Raw genomic sequence first — 19,760 nt, 5'->3', positions numbered from 1 at the left:
TGTGTCACTAATAATTTCTTTGCCGACCGCAATCTACCCACAGTCGCCATCCCGTTATCGGCGTGAGATCAAGAATGCTTAAATTTCAGTTGTAACGTGAAAGACCGAGCCGCCGAGCAGGCCGGTGCTTACGCGAGCCTGCTCGGTGGTCGGAGGGGAGGGCTTTACAAGGCTTTCTCGAAGATCTTCGAATTACGCTGATAGTTGTACAGCGAAGCACGCGCCGACGGCAGGCGGTCCACACTGCTTGGCACAAACCCCCGTTCGCGGAACCAGTGGGCGGTGCGCGTGGTGAGTACGAACAAAGTTTTCAACCCCTGCGCCCGCGCACGGGCCTGGATGCGCTCCAGCAACACATCCCCCCGCGCGCCATGACGGTATTCCGGGTTCACCGCCAGGCATGCCAGCTCACCCGCGTCCGAATCGGCGATCTGGTACAGCGCCGCACAGGCGATGATCATGCCTTCGCGCTCGACCACGCTGAACTGTTCGATCTCGCGCTCCAGCACTTCCCGTGAACGCCGCACCAGGATGCCCTGCTCTTCCAGCGGGCTGATCAGGTCGAGCAGGCCGCCGACATCTTCAATCGCCGCCTCGCGCACCTGTTCGAATTGCTCCTGGGCGACCAGCGTACCGCCACCATCACGGGTGAACAGTTCGGTGAGCAGGGCGCCGTCCTCGGCGTAGCTGACGATATGGCTGCGCCCTACTCCACCCCGGCAAGCCTCGGCCGCCGCGTCGAGCAGTTCGGCCTGGTAGTTGCTGCTGCCCAGGCGTTGCAAGTGGGCCGGCACTTGTTGCGGGCGCAGTTCGCGCACCAGGCGGCCGTTTTCATCGATCAGGCCGAGGTCGGCGCCGAACAGCAACAGCTTGTCGGCCCCCAAGTCGATGGCCGCGCGGGTGGCGACGTCTTCGCAGGCCAGGTTGAAAATCTCACCGGTGGGCGAATAGCCCAGGGGCGACAACAACACGATGGAGCGCTCGTCCAGCAGGCGGTTGATGCCCTTGCGGTCGACGCGGCGTACTTCGCCGGTGTGGTGGTAGTCCACGCCTTCGAGTACGCCGATCGGGCGCGCGGTCACCAGGTTGCCGCTGGCCACCCGCAGGCGCGAGCCTTGCATCGGCGACGAGGCCATGTCCATCGACAAGCGCGCTTCGATAGCGATCCGCAGATGGCCGACCGCGTCGATCACACACTCCAGCGTCGCCGCATCGGTGATGCGCATGCCTTCGTGGTAGGTCGGGATCAGGCCGCGTGCTTCAAGACGCGCTTCGATCTGTGGGCGCGAACCATGGACCAGTACCAGGCGCACGCCCAGGCTGTGCAGCAGCACCAGGTCGTGGACGATATTGCCGAAGTTCGGATGGTCCACACCATCGCCGGGCAACATGACGACAAAGGTGCAGTCGCGGTGGGCATTGATATAGGGGGACGCGTGACGAAGCCAATTAACGTATTCGGGCATAACACCTGGGCCTGTAATAAAAAGCAGCCAAAAAAGGATGAACCGTGAAAGCGCACAGCGGGCTGATGGTTATCGTCGGAACAGGCTTGGCGACACGCTCACTCTCCTTTTATGTACGAACAGACCGGGGTTAATTTATGCGGGTTTCAAGCAGTAATGCTCGATCAGCTCCCGCAATAGACGCACTGTAGGCGTCAAGCGTGACATTTCGAGGTACTCGCCCGGCTGGTGAGCACAAGCGATATCGCCAGGGCCCAATACCAGGGTTTCACAACCAAGGCGCTGAAGATAAGGCGCTTCGGTCCCGAACGCTACTGCTTCGGCACGATGACCGGTCAAACGTTCCGCCACCCGTACCAGTTCGGCGTCTTCAGGTTGTTCGAACGGCGGCACTTCGGGGAACAGCGGCGCATAGTCGATCTTGACCTTATGGCGCTCGGCCAGGGGTTCGAGCTTCTGCCGGATGGCGGCGCGCAGCATCCGCGGGTCCATGCCCGGCAAGGGCCGCAGGTCGAATTCCAGGGAACACTGGCCGCAGATGCGATTGGGGTTATCGCCACCATGGATACAGCCGAAGTTCATGGTCGGCTGCGGCACGCTGAATTGCGGGTTGCGATATTCACGTTGCCAGGCCAGGCGCAGGCCGCGCAGTTCGCCGATGGCATCATGCATGGCCTCAAGGGCGCTATGGCCCAGGCTCGGGTCAGAGGAATGGCCGCTTTGGCCAAGGATGTCGATGCGCTCCATCATCACACCTTTGTGCAGCCGGATCGGCTTGAGCCCGGTCGGTTCGCCGATCACCGCCGCGCGGCCCAGCGGGCGTCCAGCGTCGGCCAAGGCCCGAGCACCGGACATGGAGCTTTCTTCATCGCAGGTGGCGAGAATCAGCAACGGCTGCTTGAACGGCTGGTCCAGCAACGGCAACACCGCTTCAATCGCCAGGGCGAAAAAGCCCTTCATGTCACAACTGCCCAATCCTACCCAGCGACCATCGACTTCCGTCAGCTTGAGCGGGTCGGTTTTCCACAGGGCTGCGTCATAGGGCACCGTATCGCTGTGGCCCGCCAGCACCAGGCCGCCAGGCCCACTGCCGAAACTTGCCAGCAGGTTGAATTTGCCGGGACTGACCTGCTGGATGTCGATGGCAAACCCCAGATCGCCCAGCCAACCGGCGAGCAAATCGATCACCGGGCGGTTGGTCTGGTCGAGAGACGCTTGGGTACAACTGACCGAAGGCGCGGCAATCAGCGCGGCGAATTGCTCTTTCATGGAGGGTAATGGCATGCGCGGTCTCCCAACTTCCCGGATGAGCCCCACTATAGAACCATCCGCTGGACACAATAAACCGTTGCGGCACGTTGCCGGGCTCAGTCCTGTACACTGCACGACCTTGGCAGCCACCTTTTTCCCCGGCTGCGCTCCCGATCCTGGATTTTCCGGCCATGCAGAAAGAAACCGAAATCAAACTCCGCGTCAGCCGCGAAACACTCGCCGCGCTGCGTGAGCACCCGTTACTGAAAAAACGCAACAAAAGTGGCTGGGAACGCCGTGAGTTGATGAACCAGTATTTCGACACCCCCGAGCGCGACCTGGCCCAGGCCAAAGTCGCCCTGCGTTTGCGCAAGGACGGTGACGAGATCATCCAGACCCTCAAGACCCGCGGCCAAAGTGTTGCCGGTTTGTCGGAACGCAACGAGTACAACTGGGACCTGCCCAAAGCCAAGCTCGACGTGAAGAAACTCGACGGCGAATGCTGGCCCGAGCAACTGGCCGAGCTGGATAAAAAGTCCCTCAAGCCGATCTTCACCACCGACTTCGTGCGCGAACGCGCCGAAATCGCCTGGGGCCGTGGCAAGACCAAAGTGGTCATCGAAGCCGCCCTGGACCTGGGCCACGTGGTGGTCGGCAAGCAGAAGGAAGAGATCTGCGAGTTGGAGCTGGAACTGCGTGAAGGCGAACCCGCCGCCCTGCTGGAACTGGCCGCCGAATTGGCCGCGACCCTGGCGTTGATGCCGTGCGATATCAGCAAGGCCGAGCGCGGCTACCGCCTGTACGACGCAGGCAGCTACTCCCTGAGCCTGCCGGCGCCGCAGATCCAGGCTGAAATGCCATTGGACGACGCCTTCGCCGCGATCATGTGGCACCTGTTGGGCAGCAGTCAGCGCCTGGCCGAGCAATACCGTTTCAATGGCCACTGGCGCCTGCTGCAAGACTGGGTCGACAACCTCGGTGAATTACGCGCCCTGATCGGCAGCCTCGGCCAGGCCGCCCCGCGCCAATCCACCAGCGAACTGCGCAGCGCACTGGATGCCTTGCTGGAAGACTGGCGCCCGCTGGTACAGGCCGGTGATGACGACGAAGACATCCGCAAAGCCGCGCCTGAGCAGTTCGCCGAAGAGCTGCAGGACGTGCGCTGGGGCCTGTTCTCACTGAACACCTCGCGCTGGCTGCTCGCCCGCAGTTGGACTGCCGAGCGCAACGTGCGCGGCAACCGCCAGGGCGCCGCGCAAATCACCAATTGGCTGCCGCGCCTGCTGGCCGACGACGCCGTCGCCCTGCAACTGCCGCGCTACCAGCAACAACCGGAAGACCTGGCTGAACAACTGCCGCGTATCGAGCGCATCCAGGCCTGGCTGCATCATGCGCGTCAGGTGGTAGACATCCCGGAACTGGACCGTTTGTATGGCGAGCTGAACAAGTTGGTGCAACTGGCCAACCAGCCGATCACCGATGAGTCGCTGGATGCGCGCATGCATCAGGCGATTGCGGTGTATCAGAACCGTGCCTGGAAGACCCTTCTGCGCCTGTGATATCCCATCGGGGCAAGCCCCTCCTACATAAATGTGGGGGCTTGCCCCGATGAGGCCCTGCCTGTCAGCGCAATATTGGCAGGCTGGTGGTGGATTTGATCTCGGACAACGCCACAATCGAGTTGACCTCTTGGATCCCCGGCACCATCGATAACTTATCGAAGAAAAACCGCTCGTACGCCTCGATGTCCGACGCCACGATGCGCAGCAGAAAATCCACCGCCCCCATCAGCACATAGCACTCCAACACTTCCGGAAAGCCGCGAATTGCCTCGGTGAACTCGGTGAAGTTGGATCGACCGTGGGCGTTGAGTTTGACCTCGGCGAAAATCTGCGTGTTGAGGCCAATTTTCTTGCGGTCCAGCAAGGTGACCTGGCCGCGAATCACGCCCTCCTCCTTGAGCCGCTGGATACGTCGCCAGCACGGTGACTGGGACAGGCCGACCTGTTCGGCGATCTGCGCACTGGAGAGCGAAGCGTCCTCTTGGAGCAAGGCCAGGATGCGACGGTCGTAGGCGTCCAACTCGCTGTGCATAAAAATACCTTTGATGGTGACTATCTTGAATTGATTAACTCAATTAAACCCAATTAAGGCTCACTTTAGATAAGAAATCTCCCGCAGCGAATGTAAAAATTTCTCCAGTCGAATCTGGAGAGCCCGCATGCACGCCGTCGAAACCACCCAGCCTGTCACCCGCGTTGATGCGTGGGCCACCCACACCGCCCACTGCCAGGCGCACTACCAGATCGTCGCCGAGGCCGAGCCTGACGTGCTGTGTCGGATACTCAACTTTTTTGCCTTGCAGTTTTTGACGCCCAGCCAGGTCACCGTGACCCGTGCAGACGGCCTGCTGAATGTCGATATCGTGATGGACGGCCTGAGCTGGCATAGGGCTCAGGTGATCGGTGAAAAGATTCGAAACCTGATCAGCGTGTGCACGCTACACCTGTGGCCGGCTGATGCCGTGGGGGCTCAAGCGCTGTTGGCGGCCGCGCAGTAAAAGTCTGTAATACATGGCCGGAGGAGGATTGTCGGGGGCTGGCTAGCCTGGGTTTACATCCGAGGCTACCCAGGAAGACCTTCATGGCTGTTGATCAGCGATTGGAACTGCATACGTTACTGCCGGCCCTGGTCGAGGCAGGGCTGATTACACCCGACATCGCTAGGCGCGTATCGGCGCTGCCGGCCGACAGCACCCTGCATCCGCTGGAGTGCATCGCCGCCCATGGCCCGTGCCTGGAAACCCTCACGCAGTGGCTGGCCCGGCATGCAGGGCAACCTTATCTGCGCATTGACCCGCTGAACATCGACGTGGCCGCGGTAGTCCCGCTGATGTCCCACGGGTTTGCCCAGCGTCACGGGATCCTTGCCATAGCGGTGGACACACACACCCTCACCGTGGCCAGCGCCCAGCCCCACGTGACCGGCTGGGAAGCCGGGCTGGCGCAGGTGCTCAAGCGCTCGATCAAACGCGTAGTGGCCAACCCCCAGGCGATCCAGCGCTGTATCGGCGAGTTTTATCGCTTGGCGAAGTCCGTCAGCGGCGCGGATCAAAAAGTGCCGGTGCCCGGCAACTTCGACCTGCTCAACCTCGGCGCCAGCGACCAGGAGCCGGACGCCAACGACGCGCATATCGTCAACATCGTCGACTGGCTGTTGCAGTACGCCTTCGCCCAGCGCGCCAGCGATATCCATATCGAACCGTGCCGCGAGCAGGGCCGGGTGCGCTTTCGCATTGACGGGTTGCTGCACGACGTCTATCAATTCCCGCCGCAGGTGACGATGGCGGTAGTCAGCCGCCTGAAAAGCCTGGGCCGCATGAACGTGGCGGAAAAACGCAAACCCCAGGATGGCCGGGTCAAGACCAAAAGCCCGGCGGGAGCGGAAGTGGAGTTGCGCCTGTCGACCCTGCCCACCGCCTTTGGCGAAAAACTGGTAATGCGGATCTTCGACCCGCAGGTACTGCTCAAAGACTTCGACCAGTTGGGCCTGTCCAGTGAAGACCAGCAGCGCTGGCACGCCATGACCCGCCAGGCCAACGGCATCATCCTGGTCACCGGCCCTACCGGCTCGGGCAAGACCAGCACCCTCTACACCACGCTCAAGCAACTGGCGACCCGCGAGATCAACCTGTGCACGGTGGAAGACCCCATCGAAATGGTCGAACCGGCGTTCAACCAAATGCAGGTGCAGCACAACATAGACCTGACCTTTGCCAGTGGCATCCGCGCCCTGCTGCGCCAGGATCCGGACATCATCATGATCGGCGAGATACGCGACCAGGAAACCGCGGAGATGGCGATCCAGGCCGCCCTGACCGGGCATCTGGTGCTGTCGACGCTGCACACCAACGATGCACCCAGCGCCATCAGCCGCTTGCAGGAACTGGGCATTGCTCATTATTTGATCAAGGCCACCTTGCTGGGGGTCATGGCGCAGCGACTGGTGCGTGTGTTGTGCCCTCACTGTAAACAGGCGGCGGGCGAGGTGTACGAGGCCGTGGGGTGCACCGAGTGCCGAAACAGCGGGTATCGGGGCCGAGCCGGGGTCTACGAAATCATGGTGCTGGACGACACACTCAAGCCGCTGATCACAGCGGGTACCGACGTGCAGGCCTTGCGTCAGGCTGCCATCGCCCACGGCATGTGTGACCTGCGCATGGCCGGCATGGGCAAAGTAAACGCGGGGCTGACCACCCTGGCGGAGGTCTTGCGGGTGACGCCGGGGGGGGTCGGTAACAAATCCTTTGATTGCAGCGCTTTGAAACCGTTCTTCTCAGTGACAACACCGTTACAATCGGCCGAACGTCGTTTCACTGACACCATCAGATAGGGAATCGCTATGCAGATCGGAACCGTACTGCTTCTTTTCGTGGGCTTGGCCATCGCCATCCTGTTCATGGGCTTCAAGGTAGTGCCCCAGGGCTATCAATGGACGGTCGAGCGTTTTGGCCGCTATACCAACACGCTGAAACCTGGCCTGAACATCATCATCCCGGTCATGGACCGTATCGGTCGCAAGATCAACGTGATGGAAAGCGTGCTGGACATCCCGCCCCAGGAAGTGATCACCGCCGACAACGCTACCGTGCAGATCGACGCCGTGTGCTTCTTTCAGGTGGTCAATACGGCCCAGGCCGCCTACGAGGTCAACAACCTCGAACACGCCATCCGCAACCTGTTGCAGACCAATATCCGCACGGTACTCGGCTCCATGGAGCTGGATGCCATGCTCAGCCAGCGTGACGGTATCAACGAAAAACTGCTGAGAACCGTGGATGAAGCCACCGCGCCGTGGGGTATCAAGATCACCCGTATCGAGATCAAGGACATCAGCCCGCCTGCCGACCTGATGGCTGCCATGTCCGGCCAGATGAAAGCGGAGCGCATCAAGCGGGCGCAAATCCTCGAGGCCGAGGGCCTGCGAGCATCTGCGATCCTTACCGCCGAAGGCAAGAAACAGGCGCAGATCCTTGAGGCTGAGGGTAGCCGCCAGGCGGCGTTTCTTGAATCCGAAGCCCGCGAGCGTCAGGCCGAGGCGGAAGCACGCGCAACCCAGGTGGTATCTGAAGCCATCGCATCGGGCAACGTGCAGGCGGTCAACTACTTCGTTGCGCAAAAATACATCGACGCCCTGGGCAAGCTGGCTTCGGCCAATAACAGCAAGGTCATCCTGATGCCGCTGGAAGCCAGCCAAGTGATCGGTGCGGTCGGCGGTATCGGCGAGATCGTCAAGGCAACGTTCGATAACAAGAAAGGCTGAGGCCAGCACCATGTGGGATTTCCTGCAGCACCTGTCATTTTGGGATTGGTTGGCACTGGGCACGGTGCTGTTGATTCTTGAGGTATTCGGCGCCGGTGGTTACCTGTTGTGGATGGGTATCGCGGCGGCGGCCGTGGGGGTGATCAAGTTCCTGGTGCCGCCCCTCGGCCTGGAATGGCAACTGCTGTTGTTCGCCGTATTGTCGATATTGACGGCCGTGTATTGGTGGAAACGCCAACGCAGCAGCGCCAAGGCCAGTGACCAGCCTGGGCTGAATGAACGCGGCTCGGAACTGGTGGGTCGCACCTTCATGGTGCACCAGGCAATTGTGGACGGGCGCGGCAAGGTGAAAGTCGGTGATGGCGTGTGGATGGTGACCGGCCCCGACACCCCGGTAGGTACTCAAGTGCGCGTAGTTGGCCAGGACGGAGTGATCTTAAAGGTTGAAACTGTTTAGTCAGTGATGGAACTCGACCGGGCTATCTACAATCAAAACCCACAGATAACCCCACCGGAGTCACCCATCATGCGTCTCAAATATGCTGTCGCAACCCTCGCTGTGCTTTCCCTTCCTGTCGGTTCAGCCATGGCCGACAGTTTCTGGCGGAATGTCATCTCGTCGGGCGCCACCACTGGCTCGACGTACTTGACCTTCAAGGACCACAAGCTGGTGGTTGCCGCACAAGACGACGCAGGCAGCTTTGTTGCCAGCGACGGCGGCATCCGCGGCCCGTACCTGGAAGCCGCCATGCAAAAAGTGCGCGCCGACAACCCTGGCCTGCAAGCCACGGATATGGAGTTGGCCAACGCCATCCTCGCGAAGAACGCTGTCACCGAGTGATAGCCATACGCTGAAAAAAATGCCGCTGTGAAGCGGCATTTTTTTGCCCGCGAAGTGACGATTCATTCACAGGCGACAGGCTATATTCAGTCATGCCGTGCAACCATGCCTGCACTGATAAGCCCCTCACTCATCGCCAATCTGAACGGACGCCTTCGTCGTTATGAGCCAACAGCCCTTTCTGCCATTCTCCAAACCTACCATCGATGAAGCCACCATCTCGGCGGTTGGCGATGTATTGCGCTCCGGCTGGATTACCAGCGGGCCAAAAGTGCAGGCGTTCGAGGCGCAGTTGTCGGAGTATTTTGGCGGTCGACCGGTGCGTACGTTCAACTCGGGCACCTGCACCATGGAGATTGCCCTGCGTATCGCCGGTATCGGGCCTGGGGATGAAGTCATTACCACGCCGATCTCTTGGGTGGCCACGGCCAATGTGATTCTGGAGGTGGGCGCCACACCGGTGTTTGCCGATATCGACCCGGTGACCCGCAATATTGACCTGGCCCAGGTGGAAGCCGCGATCACCCCGCGCACCAAGGCGATTATCCCGGTGTACCTGGCCGGCCTGCCCCTGGATATGCCGATGCTTTACGCACTGGCCAACAAGTACAACCTGCGTATCGTCGAAGACGCAGCCCAAGCCCTGGGCTCCAGCTGGGATGGCGAGCGCATCGGCGCCACCGGGGATTTCGTGTCATTCAGCTTCCAGGCCAACAAGAACATCACCTCCTCCGAGGGCGGGTGCCTGGTATTGAATAATGCCGAGGAGGCGCGCCTGGCAGAAAAGTACCGTCTGCAAGGCGTGACCCGCAGCGGCTTCGATGGCCTGGATGTGGATGTGCTGGGTGGCAAGTTCAATATGACCGATATCGCCGCCGCCATTGGGTTGGGGCAATTCGCGCATATCGAGAAGATCACCGCGCACCGACAGAACCTGGCGCGGCATTACTTCAAGTGTTTCGGCAGCGACTTTGAAGAGAAATACGGCGCGCAACTGCCGCCGGCGGATTTCGAAAACAGCAACTGGCATCTGTTCCAGCTGGTGCTGCCGGAGCGTCAGGATGGCCTGCCCGCTCGCGCTACGTTTATGGAGCAGATGCAGGCCCACGGCGTCGGCATTGGCTATCACTACCCGCCGATCCACCTGCTGAGCCTGTATCGGGCACAGGGGTTCAAGGAAGGGATGTTCCCGGCGGCGGAGAAAGTGGGGCGTTTGATTGTGTCGTTGCCGATGTTTACCGCAATGACGGAGGCAGATGTGGAACGGTCGGTGGCGGCGGTAAAAGCAGTCCTGAGAGCAAACTAAGCACTCACGGCTGACCTCGGCTGAATGTAGGAGGGGGCTTGCTCCCGATGGCGGTGGATCAGTTACTGATCAGTGAACTGACACTCCGTCATCGGGAGCAAGCCCCCTTCCACACGGGTCTTGCGTTTATTCGCCGATGGCCGCTTTGTAGCCGGCAGCATCCAGCAGTTTTTCCAGGTCAGCCGGGTTGCTTGGCTTGAGTTTGAAGATCCAGGTGCCGTAAGGGTCGGTGTTCAACAGTTCAGGCTCACCACTCAACGCGTCGTTAACCGCAATCACTTCGCCAGCAATTGGCGAGTAGATATCCGAAGCGGCCTTCACCGACTCAACCACGCCTGCCTGGCCTTGAGCCTCGAACGTGGCGCCGACTTCGGCCAGCTCAACAAACACCACATCCCCCAACGCTTCCTGGGCATGGTCGGAGATCCCGACGGTCACGGTGCCGTCAGCTTCCAGACGGGCCCATTCATGACTTTCGGCAAAACGCAGGTCCGCAGGGATATCGCTCATAGTCTGTGTCCTCAAGAAGTAATGTCAGCGGCCTTCGGCCTGCCGGAAATAGTTAGATCAAGGTTTTGCCATGGCGCACAAAGGTCGGTTTGACCACCCGAACCGGGTACCACTTGCCGCGGATTTCCACTTCGGCCCGATCGGCAGTCGCCGTCGGTACACGCGCCAGGGCAATGGATTTGCTCAGCGTAGGAGAGAAACTACCACTGGTGATCTCCCCTTCGCCAACATTGGCGATACGAACCACCTGGTGAGCGCGTAAAACCCCGCGTTCTTCCAGCACCAGCCCGACCAATTTGAACTGCACGCCCACCGCCAGCTCTGCTTCCAACGCAGCGCGGCCGATGAAATTACGCCCAGCAGGTTCCCAGGCGATGCTCCAGGCCATGTTGGCCGCCAGGGGCGAAACATCCTGGTGGATGTCCTGGCCGTACAGGTTCATGCCAGCCTCCAGGCGCAGCGTGTCCCGTGCGCCCAGGCCGATAGGTGAAATACCGGCGCCCACCAGATCGTTGAAAAAACCGGGGGCCTGATCGGCAGGCAGGACAATCTCCAAGCCGTCTTCGCCGGTATACCCCGTGCGAGCGATAAACCAATCGCCATCGGCCTGGCCTTCAAAGGGCTTGAGCTGGTGAATCAGGCTGCTGCGTGACTGGGTGACCAGCTCGGCAATCTTCTGCCGGGCATGGGGGCCTTGAATGGCCAGCATGGCCAGCTCGGGCCGCTCATGCATCTGCACGTTGTAGCTACCCAGTCGGGCCTGCATCCAGGCCATGTCCTGGTCGCGGGTGGCGGCGTTGACCACCAGTCGGTAAGCGGCCTCGGTGCGATACACGATCATGTCGTCCACCACGCCGCCCCTCTCGTTGAGCATGGCGCTGTATAACGCACGGCCGCAGCCATGCAAACGGTCAACGTCATTGGCCAGCAGGTGCTGGAGCCATTCCTTGGCCTGGGGGCCTGTGACATCGATCACGGTCATATGAGATACGTCGAACACCCCGCAGTCGCGTCGAACCTGGTGGTGTTCTTCAACTTGCGAGCCGTAGTGCAGAGGCATATCCCAACCGCCAAAATCGACCATTTTCGCGCCAAGGGCGAGATGCAGGTCATACAGAGGCGTACGCTGTCCCATGGGTTTCTCCTTCCGGGCGTGGCGAGGGTGCGCAGCGTCGCTGTACCGGCTGAACCCCTTGAATTACAGGGGCTGCAGCCACAAACAACAACGCGATCCGAAAGACGGAGCGCACCGAATGCCGCGCATTGTAGCCGCAAGCCGTAGGACTGACACCTAACTGATGGAGCGGGCGGAGCGTCGAATGAGCCCGATGACCGGTAACAGGCCGACCAACACCAATGTCAGCGCCGGCAAAGAAGCCCGCGCCCACTCGCCTTCGCTGGTCATTTCAAAGATGCGCACCGCCAGGGTGTCCCAGCCAAACGGGCGCATCAGCAGGGTGGCGGGCATTTCCTTGAGCACATCGACAAACACCAGCAGCGCGGCGCTCAAGGTGCCGGGGAGCAAGAGCGGCAGATACACTTTGCAAAACAGTCGCGGGCCACTCACGCCCAGACTGCGTGCCGCCTCGGGCAACGATGGACGGATACGTGCCAGGCTGTTTTCCAGCGGCCCGTAGGCCACCGCCAGGAAACGCACCAGATACGCCAGCACCAGCGCCGACAGGCTGCCCAGCAGCAACGGCTTGCCCGCGCCGCCCAGCCAACCCGACAGCGGCACCACCACTTCGCGGTCCAAATAGCTGAACGCCAGCATGATCGACACCGCCAGCACCGAGCCCGGCAAGGCGTAGCCGACGTTGGCCAGGCCGGTACCGGAACGGATCGCCCGGGTCGGCGCCAGTCGATTGGCAAACGCCAGCATCAGCGCCACGCTCACCGTGATCAGCGCCGCGATGCCGCCCAGGTAAAGGGTATGGATGATCAGGCCCGAATAACGCTCATCCAGATCGAAGCGGCCGCGCTGCCAGAACCAGGCGATCAGTTGCAGCACGGGAATCACAAAGGCACACGCGAACACCAGGCCACACCACATGCTGGCCGCTGCCGCCTTGAACCCCGTCAGGTGGTACAACGCCTTGCCCCGTGGCCGCTCATTGCCGGGCCGACTGGCCCCACGGGCACGGCGTTCGCCGTACAGCACCAGCATCACCACCAGTAGCAACAGGCTAGCCAGTTGCGCCGCGCTGGACAGGCTGAAAAAGCCGTACCAGGTCTTGTAGATGGCGGTGGTGAAGGTGTCGAAGTTGAACACCGAGACTGCGCCGAAATCTGCCAGGGTTTCCATCAACGCCAGGGCGACCCCGGCGCCAATCGCCGGCCGCGCCATGGGCAGGGCCACACGCCAGAACGCTTGCCACGGCGATTGCCCCAGCACGCGCGCGGCTTCCATCAAGCCTTTGCCCTGGGCCAGGAATGCACTACGCGCCAGCAGGTAAACGTAAGGGTAAAAAACCAACACCAGCACAATGATCACGCCACTGGTGGACCGCACGCGTGGCAGGCGCAAGCCCGTGCCGAACCACTCGCGTAGCAGGGTTTGCACCGGGCCGGAAAAGTCCAGCAGGCCTACGAATACGAAGGCCAGCACATACGCCGGGATGGCGAACGGCAGCATCAACGCCCAGTCAAGCCACCGCCGCCCGGGGAATTCGCAAAGGCTGGTCAGCCAGGCCAGGCTGACACCCAGCAGCGTTACGCCTATGCCGACGCCCACCACCAACGTCAGGGTATTGCCCAACAGGCGTGGCATCTGGGTTTCCCAGAGGTGGGACCAGATCTGTAGGTCGATGCTTTGCCAGGACAGCAACAGCACGCTCAGCGGCAGCAGCACCAGGGCGGCGACGGTGAACACCGGCAGGTACCAGCGGCGTTGGGCGGGGTGGGCCAAGGGTCAGCTCTCAGTAAATAAACTCGAAAAACACCACACTCCAATGTGGGAGGGGGCTTGCTCCCGATGGCGGAGTGTCAGTCTACTCATCAGTGACTGATCCACCACCATCGGGAGCAGGCCCCCTCCCACATTCAGAACTGCGGCGTCCTGCAGATTGTATTCAGTTCCAGCCCGCCCGATCCATCAACCGAATCGCCTCGGCCTGGCGCTTACCCGCCACTTCCACCGGCAAGGTGTCCGCGACGAACTTGCCCCACGTGGCCACTTCGGCCGAAGGCGGCACTGCCGGGTTGGCCGGGAACTCCTGGTTCACGTCGGCAAAAATCTGTTGTGCTTCAGGCGTGGTCATCCATTCCACCAGCGCCTTGGCCGCTTGCGGGTGTGGCGCGTGCTTGGTCAGGCCGATGCCCGACAGGTTCACATGCACGCCACGGTCGCCCTGGTTCGGCCAGAACAGCTTCACCGCCAGGTCCGGCTTCTGCTTGTGCAAACGACCGTAGTAGTAGGTATTGACGATGCCCACGTCGCATTGCCCGGCGTTGATGGCTTCCAGCACGGCGATGTCATCGGAGAACACGTCAGTGGACAGGTTATTCACCCAACCCTTGACGATTGCTTCGGTCTTGGCCGCGCCGTGGGTTTCGATCAGGGTGGCGGTCAGCGATTGGTTGTAGACCTTCTTGGCAGTGCGCAGGCACAGGCGACCTTCCCATTGCTTGTCGGCCAGGGCTTCGTAGGTCGTCAGGTCTCCCGGCTTTACCCGGGCGGTGGAATAGGCGATGGTCCGCGCGCGCAGGCTCAAACCCGTCCAGGCGTGAGCGGATGAGCGGTATTGCAAGGGGATGTTTTTGTCGATCACCGGGGAGGTGAACGGTTGCAGGATGCCCATCTGCTCGGCTTGCCAGAGGTTGCCGGCATCCACGGTCAGCAGCAGGTCGGCGGTAGCGTTTTCGCCCTCGGCCTTGATGCGTTGCATCAACGGGGCTTCCTTGTCGGTGATGAACTTCACCTGCACACCGGTCTTCTGGGTGTAGGCGTCGAACACCGGCTTGATCAACTCGTCGATGCGCGAGGAGTAGACCACCACCTCGTCGGCTGCCTGCACGGCGCTGGTGCTGCCGATGAGGGTGAGTGCCAGGACAGTCAGGAGGCGCTTGGGTGCCAACATGGGTGCGGTCTCTCATTTGCAAAAAGAGAGCAAATGATAAGGACTCACATTTGGTAACGCTCAACGGAGGCGTTACCAGATGTTGCACAAACCCCTCAGGGCTTGGCGAGTTCCGGCAGATCGCCGGTCAAGCCCAAGGCTTGGCGCACAAACACCGCCTTGGCTTCGGGCATCTGGTCGACCATCTTCAAGCCGGCATTGCGCAGCCAGCGCAACGGCAGCTGATCGGCCTGGAACAACCGCTCGAAACCTTCCATCGCCGCCATCAGCGCCAGGTTGTGGGGCATACGCCTGCGTTCGTAACGGCTCAGCACTTTCACATCCGCCAGACGCTCAGCGCGTTCGGTCGCCGACAACAACACTTCGGCCAGCACCGCCGCATCAAGGAAACCCAGGTTCACGCCCTGCCCAGCCAACGGGTGGATCACATGAGCCGCATCGCCGATCAATGCCAGCCCCTCGGCCACGTAGCGTTTGGCGTGACGTTGACGCAACGGCACGCAAACCCGTGGGTCGGCATTGACGACCGTACCCAGGCGCCCTTCAAATGCGCGCTCCAGTTCACGACAGAAGCTTGGGTCATCCAACGCCATCAGGCGTTCGGATTCAGCCGGCGTGGTCGACCAGACGATCGAACACCAATCCTCTTGCCCGTCCCGTTCCAGCGGCAAAAACGCCAGCGGGCCGGTATCGGTAAAGCGTTGCCAGGCGGTGCGCTGGTGCGGCTGGCTGCTGCGCACGCTGGTGACGATGGCGTTATGCAGGTAGTCCCATTCACGGGTCGCCGTACCGGTGAGGCGGCGCACAGCGGAGTTGGCGCCGTCGGCGGCGACCACCAGCGGCGCGCGCAAGGTACGGCCATCGGCCAGGGTCAGCAGCCAGTCATCGCCGGAGCGACGCATTTGCTCCAGCCGCGCATTGGCCAGCAAACCCAGGTCGCAGTCGTGCAGGCGGTCAAGCAAGGCGTCCTGTACCACGCGGTTTTCGACGATATGCCCGAGTACTTCGGCGTGTACGCTGGCCGCCGAGAAGTGGATCTGCCCGGTGCCGCTGCCGTCCCACACTTGCATCTCGCCATAAGGGCTGGCGCGACGCGAGACGATGCCTTCCCATACGCCAAGGCGTTCGAGGATGCGCTGGCTGGCCGCCGACAAGGCGCTCACACGGGGTTCGAAGGCCGCATCCCGGTCGAACGGTTTGACACTCAGCGGGCTGCCGTCGAGCAGCAGCACCTGCAGGCCGCTGCCCTGCAACGCCAGCGCCAGGGCGCTTCCGACCATTCCGGCCCCGACAATCAGCACATCTGCGCGCATGTCCATGCTTTAAGCCTGTCTCGCTGGCGGCTTGCGCCGCACGTAAAGGGTTTTGTCGACACGCGCCACCAGCGTGCCGGCGCCGTCATGAATCTGGACCTTGAGGTGCGGCAAATACCTCGCGCCGCCTTCGGTCTGCCGACGCACTTCATCCAACAACGCATCGTTGATAAAGAATTCGGCGTACACCGGGCCTTTGCCCGGCGAAATAAAGTCGATGCTCGCGGCCTTGTCCCACACGATGTAGTCGCGGCCCAGGTTCTCCATCAGCATCAGCATGTAGAACGGGTCGACCATCGAGTACAGGCTGCCGCCGAACTGCGTGCCGACGTAATTACGGTTGTACCAGCCCAGGCCCATGCGCACTTTGACGTGACGAAAATCAGCGCTCATGTGCTGCACGCTGACCCCGGCCCCCAGGTACGGCGGGTACAGGGTCATGACCCAGCGCAACAGCCGCGCCTTGCCCAGCCGTTCGATCAGCCACTTAAGCATCGGGACGCGTACCCAGGCCCATGGCCTGACGGGCGAACCAGCGCTTGGCCGGCGGCAACAGGTCCAGGCCCAGCAGGCCCATATTGCGACCCAATGCCACCAACGGTTGCGCGCTGCCGAACAGGCGCGTGACTTGGTCGGAGAAACCCACGGTCAACTTCTGGTCCAGGCGTTGGCGCTCGCGATAAGCCTGCAATGTGGCCAGGTCGCCCGGCACCGCCGGCCCGGCCAGCAGGGCTTCGGCCAAAGCGTTCGCATCGCGCAGGGACAGGTTGAACCCCTGCCCGGCAATCGGGTGCAGGCTGTGGGCGGCATTGCCGAGGATCGCCAGGTGCGAGCGTACTTGCTCTTCGGCTTCTACCAAGGTCAGCGGATACAGATGTCGCGCGCCGACTTGTTTCAACGTGCCCAGGCGGTAACCGAACACGCCCTGCAATTCATTCAGGAAACTGCGCTCGTCGAGGGCCGCCAGGCGCTGGGCGTCCATGCCGATGCGGGTCCAGACCAGCGCGCAGCGGTTGTCCGGCAGCGGCAGCAAGGCCATCGGGCCTTCATCGGTAAAGCGCTCGAAGGCTTCGCCGTTGTGGGACTCGCTTGGGGTGATGTTGGCGATCAGCGCGCTTTGGTTGTACGGCCGGGTTTTCACGCCGATGCCCAATTGCTCGCGCAAGCCGGAGCGGCCGCCATCGGCGAGTACCGCAAGGTCGCATTCGAGTACGGTTTCATCGTTGAGGGTCAGGCGATAGCCATCGGGCAGCGGCTCCATGCGCGCGACTTCCGCCGGGCAGCGCCAACTCACCACGTCTTTGTCCAGGCCTTGCCACAGGCACTGGCCGAGCCAGGCGTTTTCTACCACATAGCCCAGCGCCGGCACGCCCTCCTCCATGGCAGACAAGCGCGCGGTGGAGAAGCGGCCTTTGTCCGATACGTGAATTTGCTTGATCGGCTCGGCGCGCGGGGAGATAGCCTGCCACACACCCAGGCGCTGATAAATCTGGCGGGCGCCAAACGACAACGCCGACGAGCGTGCGTCGTAGCTGGGTTGGTAGCTGTCACCCGGTGCGAACGGTTCGATCAGCACAATCTTCCAACCCCGGGCCTTGGCCCCGGCCTGCAACGCCAGCGCCAGGCTGGCGCCCACCAGGCCGCCGCCGATGATCGCCAGGTTGACCCGGCTCATCGTGCAGCCGCCATCAGGGCTTCGATCTCGGCGACGGTCTTGGGCACGCCGCCGGTCAGGATTTCACAGCCTTGCTTGGTCACTACCACGTCATCCTCGATGCGCACGCCAATGCCCCGCCATTTCTTTGCCACGTTCTGGTTGTCCGCAGAAATATAGATGCCCGGCTCCACGGTGAGTGCCATACCGGCTTCCAACACGCGCCATTCGCCGCCCACTTTGTATTCGCCCACATCGTGTACATCCATGCCCAGCCAGTGGCCGGCGCGGTGCATGTAGAAGGGTTTGTAGGCTTCGTCGGCGATCAGTTGGTCGACGTCCCCCTGCAGCAACCCCAGCTTCACCAACCCGGCGGTGATGACCTGCACCGTCGCCTCATGGGCCTGGTTCCAGTGTTTGTTCGGTGCGATCTGCATGAAGGCGGCCTCTTGCGAGGCCAGCACAATCTCGTAGATCGCTTTCTGTTCAGGTGAAAACTTGCCATTGACCGGCCAGGTGCGGGTGATGTCGCTGGCGTAGCAGTCGATCTCGCAACCGGCGTCGATCAGCACCAGGTCGCCGTCCTTGAGCGGTGCGTCATTCTGTTGGTAGTGCAGGATGCAGCTGTTGCGCCCGGCGGCGACGATGGAGCCATAGGCGGGCATTTTCGCGCCGCCCTTGCGGAATTCGTAATCCAGCTCGGCTTCCAGGCTGAACTCATGCAAACCGGCGCGGCTGGCCTGCATCGCCTTGACGTGGGCCGCACAGGAAATCCGCGCGGCCTCGCGCATCACTTTCACTTCCGCCGCCGATTTATACAGGCGCATGTCGTGCAGCAGATGATCCAGGGCAACGAATTCGTTCGGCGGTTGCGCCCCCAGGTGGGCCTTGGAGCGGATCACGTTGATCCACTCCATGAGGTGGCGATCGAATTCGGCGTTGCTGCCCATGGCCGAGTACACCCGGTCGCGGCCTTCGATCAGGCCGGGCAGGATGTCGTCGATATCGGTGATGGGGAAGGCATCGTCAGCGCCAAAATCGCGGATAGCGCCTTCGGTACCGGCGCGCAGGCCATCCCACAGTTCGCGTTCGGCGTTGCGTTCACGGCAGAAAAGCACGTACTCGCCATGCTGGCGCCCGGGCATCAGCACGATCACCGCTTCCGGTTCGGGGAAGCCGCTCAGGTACTGGAAGTCGCTGTCCTGGCGGTACACATGCTCGACATCGCGGTTGCGGATCGCCACGGCGGCGGCCGGCAGGATCGCGATGCTGTTGGGTTCCATCTGCGCCATGAGCGCCTTGCGGCGCCGGGTGTATTCCGCTTTGGGGATATGGATCATGGGCAGATGGGCTTCCTTTCTCAGTGCAGCGAAGGCTTGGGTGCGGCAGGCTCAGCGGACTTCTTGGTCTCGGTGAACAGCAGCAAGGGTGCGACGCGCAGGTATTCCATGACTTCCATGTAGTCGCCTTCACCGTCTTCGGACTCTTCCAGGGCATCTTGCACTTGGGAGATAGCGGCCAGGTCCTGCAGCACTTCCTTGGCGTCGGTGCTCAGCTCCAGGCCGCCGGCGTTCACGCCGAAACCATGGAGGAAGCCCTGGCACCATTGGCCCAGTGCGGCGGCGCGTTCGGTGAGCGGCGCGTCGTCGGTCGGCAGCAGCAAGACCACGGTGACGTCATCACCGGTCAGCTCGCCCTTGACCATCTCTTGCAGGCCGATCAGCGCGTTACGCACGTTGTCGGTCGGTTCGGTTTCCAGCAGCTCGGCCACATCGGCCAGCCAGTTGTCGGCATCGAAGCCGACACCGGTGCAACTGCGGCCCAACAACACGCCGTGCAGTTCGGCAGGCGAGCATGGATGGCCGCTGGTGCTCAGCAGTTTGGAAAAAGCATCGTACGGGGAGTTCTGAATGGGCATGGTGAGCTAGGCGCCAGACGGCGCAATGTCTAGAATGGAGCGCTGTATCCTAGCACCGGCAGACGTACCAAGACTATCGAGGGCGTCAGATCGTTTATCC

Annotated in this window: 19 protein-coding genes; 7 read left to right on the top strand and 12 right to left on the bottom strand. The window is 61.8% G+C overall.

From position 1 onward, the window contains the following. Nucleotides 1-164: 164 nt before the first annotated feature. Entirely contained in the window at nucleotides 165-1,466 is a 1,302-nt protein-coding gene (gene argA, locus AB4N98_RS14010; RefSeq protein ID WP_065879292.1) for an amino-acid N-acetyltransferase, read from the bottom strand. 135 nt (nucleotides 1,467-1,601) lie between these two features. Further along, entirely contained in the window at nucleotides 1,602-2,750 is a 1,149-nt protein-coding gene (argE, locus tag AB4N98_RS14005) for an acetylornithine deacetylase (RefSeq protein ID WP_065879291.1), read from the bottom strand. Between the two features lie 158 nt (nucleotides 2,751-2,908). Between argE and AB4N98_RS14000 the strand changes: the two genes are divergently transcribed. After that, on the top strand, nucleotides 2,909-4,276 hold the full coding sequence (locus tag AB4N98_RS14000) for a CYTH domain-containing protein (RefSeq protein ID WP_017530890.1): 1,368 nt from the start codon (nucleotides 2,909-2,911) through the stop codon (nucleotides 4,274-4,276). Between the two features lie 64 nt (nucleotides 4,277-4,340). Here the strand turns inward: AB4N98_RS14000 and AB4N98_RS13995 are convergent, their stop codons facing one another. Continuing rightward, nucleotides 4,341-4,811, bottom strand: a complete 471-nt coding sequence (locus AB4N98_RS13995) for an Lrp/AsnC family transcriptional regulator (protein ID WP_017530889.1) — start codon at nucleotides 4,809-4,811, stop codon at nucleotides 4,341-4,343. 127 nt (nucleotides 4,812-4,938) lie between these two features. On the opposite strand from AB4N98_RS13995, the gene AB4N98_RS13990 reads away from it, so the two are divergent. The 6 genes from AB4N98_RS13990 (at nucleotide 4,939) to AB4N98_RS13965 (ending at nucleotide 10,186) form a co-directional block, all read left to right on the top strand. Then, the gene (locus AB4N98_RS13990; protein ID WP_065879290.1) at nucleotides 4,939-5,277 is read left to right on the top strand and encodes a hypothetical protein; all 339 of its coding nucleotides are present in this window, start codon (nucleotides 4,939-4,941) and stop codon (nucleotides 5,275-5,277) included. Nucleotides 5,278-5,360: 83 nt separating this feature from the next. Continuing rightward, nucleotides 5,361-7,109, top strand: a complete 1,749-nt coding sequence (locus tag AB4N98_RS13985; protein WP_460148685.1) for a GspE/PulE family protein — start codon at nucleotides 5,361-5,363, stop codon at nucleotides 7,107-7,109. A gap of 9 nt (nucleotides 7,110-7,118) precedes the next feature. After that, the gene (locus tag AB4N98_RS13980) at nucleotides 7,119-8,039 is read left to right on the top strand and encodes an SPFH domain-containing protein (RefSeq protein ID WP_003176797.1); all 921 of its coding nucleotides are present in this window, start codon (nucleotides 7,119-7,121) and stop codon (nucleotides 8,037-8,039) included. A 10-nt stretch (nucleotides 8,040-8,049) separates the two neighbouring features. Further along, nucleotides 8,050-8,496 carry an NfeD family protein gene (locus AB4N98_RS13975; RefSeq protein WP_017530886.1) on the top strand — a complete coding sequence of 149 codons (447 nt, stop codon included), beginning with the start codon at nucleotides 8,050-8,052 and terminating at the stop codon, nucleotides 8,494-8,496. A gap of 69 nt (nucleotides 8,497-8,565) precedes the next feature. Continuing rightward, the gene (locus AB4N98_RS13970) at nucleotides 8,566-8,880 is read left to right on the top strand and encodes a DUF2388 domain-containing protein (protein WP_003176799.1); all 315 of its coding nucleotides are present in this window, start codon (nucleotides 8,566-8,568) and stop codon (nucleotides 8,878-8,880) included. A gap of 163 nt (nucleotides 8,881-9,043) precedes the next feature. Then, nucleotides 9,044-10,186, top strand: coding sequence for a DegT/DnrJ/EryC1/StrS family aminotransferase (locus AB4N98_RS13965; RefSeq protein WP_065879288.1), 1,143 nt, complete (start codon nucleotides 9,044-9,046; stop codon nucleotides 10,184-10,186). 126 nt (nucleotides 10,187-10,312) lie between these two features. Here the strand turns inward: AB4N98_RS13965 and gcvH are convergent, their stop codons facing one another. From gcvH to AB4N98_RS13920, 9 genes are all read right to left on the bottom strand, one after another. Next, nucleotides 10,313-10,696: a glycine cleavage system protein GcvH gene (gene gcvH / locus AB4N98_RS13960; protein WP_065879287.1), complete on the bottom strand. Its 384-nt coding sequence runs from the start codon at nucleotides 10,694-10,696 to the stop codon at nucleotides 10,313-10,315. A 52-nt stretch (nucleotides 10,697-10,748) separates the two neighbouring features. Next, nucleotides 10,749-11,831 (bottom strand): glycine cleavage system aminomethyltransferase GcvT, encoded by a 1,083-nt coding sequence (gcvT, locus tag AB4N98_RS13955; RefSeq protein ID WP_217855540.1) that lies wholly within the window; start codon nucleotides 11,829-11,831, stop codon nucleotides 10,749-10,751. 156 nt (nucleotides 11,832-11,987) lie between these two features. Next, a complete protein-coding gene (locus AB4N98_RS13950; RefSeq protein WP_017530882.1) occupies nucleotides 11,988-13,604 on the bottom strand; it encodes an ABC transporter permease in 1,617 nt (538 codons plus the stop codon). 163 nt (nucleotides 13,605-13,767) lie between these two features. Next, on the bottom strand, nucleotides 13,768-14,775 hold the full coding sequence (locus AB4N98_RS13945) for an extracellular solute-binding protein (RefSeq protein WP_017530881.1): 1,008 nt from the start codon (nucleotides 14,773-14,775) through the stop codon (nucleotides 13,768-13,770). A 95-nt stretch (nucleotides 14,776-14,870) separates the two neighbouring features. After that, a complete protein-coding gene (locus AB4N98_RS13940; protein WP_175404223.1) occupies nucleotides 14,871-16,088 on the bottom strand; it encodes a 2-octaprenyl-3-methyl-6-methoxy-1,4-benzoquinol hydroxylase in 1,218 nt (405 codons plus the stop codon). Between the two features lie 9 nt (nucleotides 16,089-16,097). Further along, nucleotides 16,098-16,583: a DUF4442 domain-containing protein gene (locus AB4N98_RS13935; protein WP_065879284.1), complete on the bottom strand. Its 486-nt coding sequence runs from the start codon at nucleotides 16,581-16,583 to the stop codon at nucleotides 16,098-16,100. Further along, the gene (gene ubiH, locus AB4N98_RS13930; protein ID WP_017530878.1) at nucleotides 16,576-17,763 is read right to left on the bottom strand and encodes a 2-octaprenyl-6-methoxyphenyl hydroxylase; all 1,188 of its coding nucleotides are present in this window, start codon (nucleotides 17,761-17,763) and stop codon (nucleotides 16,576-16,578) included. The genes AB4N98_RS13935 and ubiH overlap by 8 nt, the downstream gene beginning before the upstream one ends. Continuing rightward, a complete protein-coding gene (gene pepP, locus AB4N98_RS13925; RefSeq protein ID WP_017530877.1) occupies nucleotides 17,760-19,082 on the bottom strand; it encodes a Xaa-Pro aminopeptidase in 1,323 nt (440 codons plus the stop codon). The genes ubiH and pepP overlap by 4 nt, the downstream gene beginning before the upstream one ends. A gap of 20 nt (nucleotides 19,083-19,102) precedes the next feature. Then, nucleotides 19,103-19,660, bottom strand: coding sequence for a YecA/YgfB family protein (locus AB4N98_RS13920; RefSeq protein WP_015886444.1), 558 nt, complete (start codon nucleotides 19,658-19,660; stop codon nucleotides 19,103-19,105). Between the last annotated feature and the right edge of the window lie 100 nt (nucleotides 19,661-19,760).

The sequence above is a fragment of the Pseudomonas sp. S3_E10 genome (genome assembly GCF_054667615.1).
This window is presented reverse-complemented; position numbering and strand designations above follow the sequence as displayed.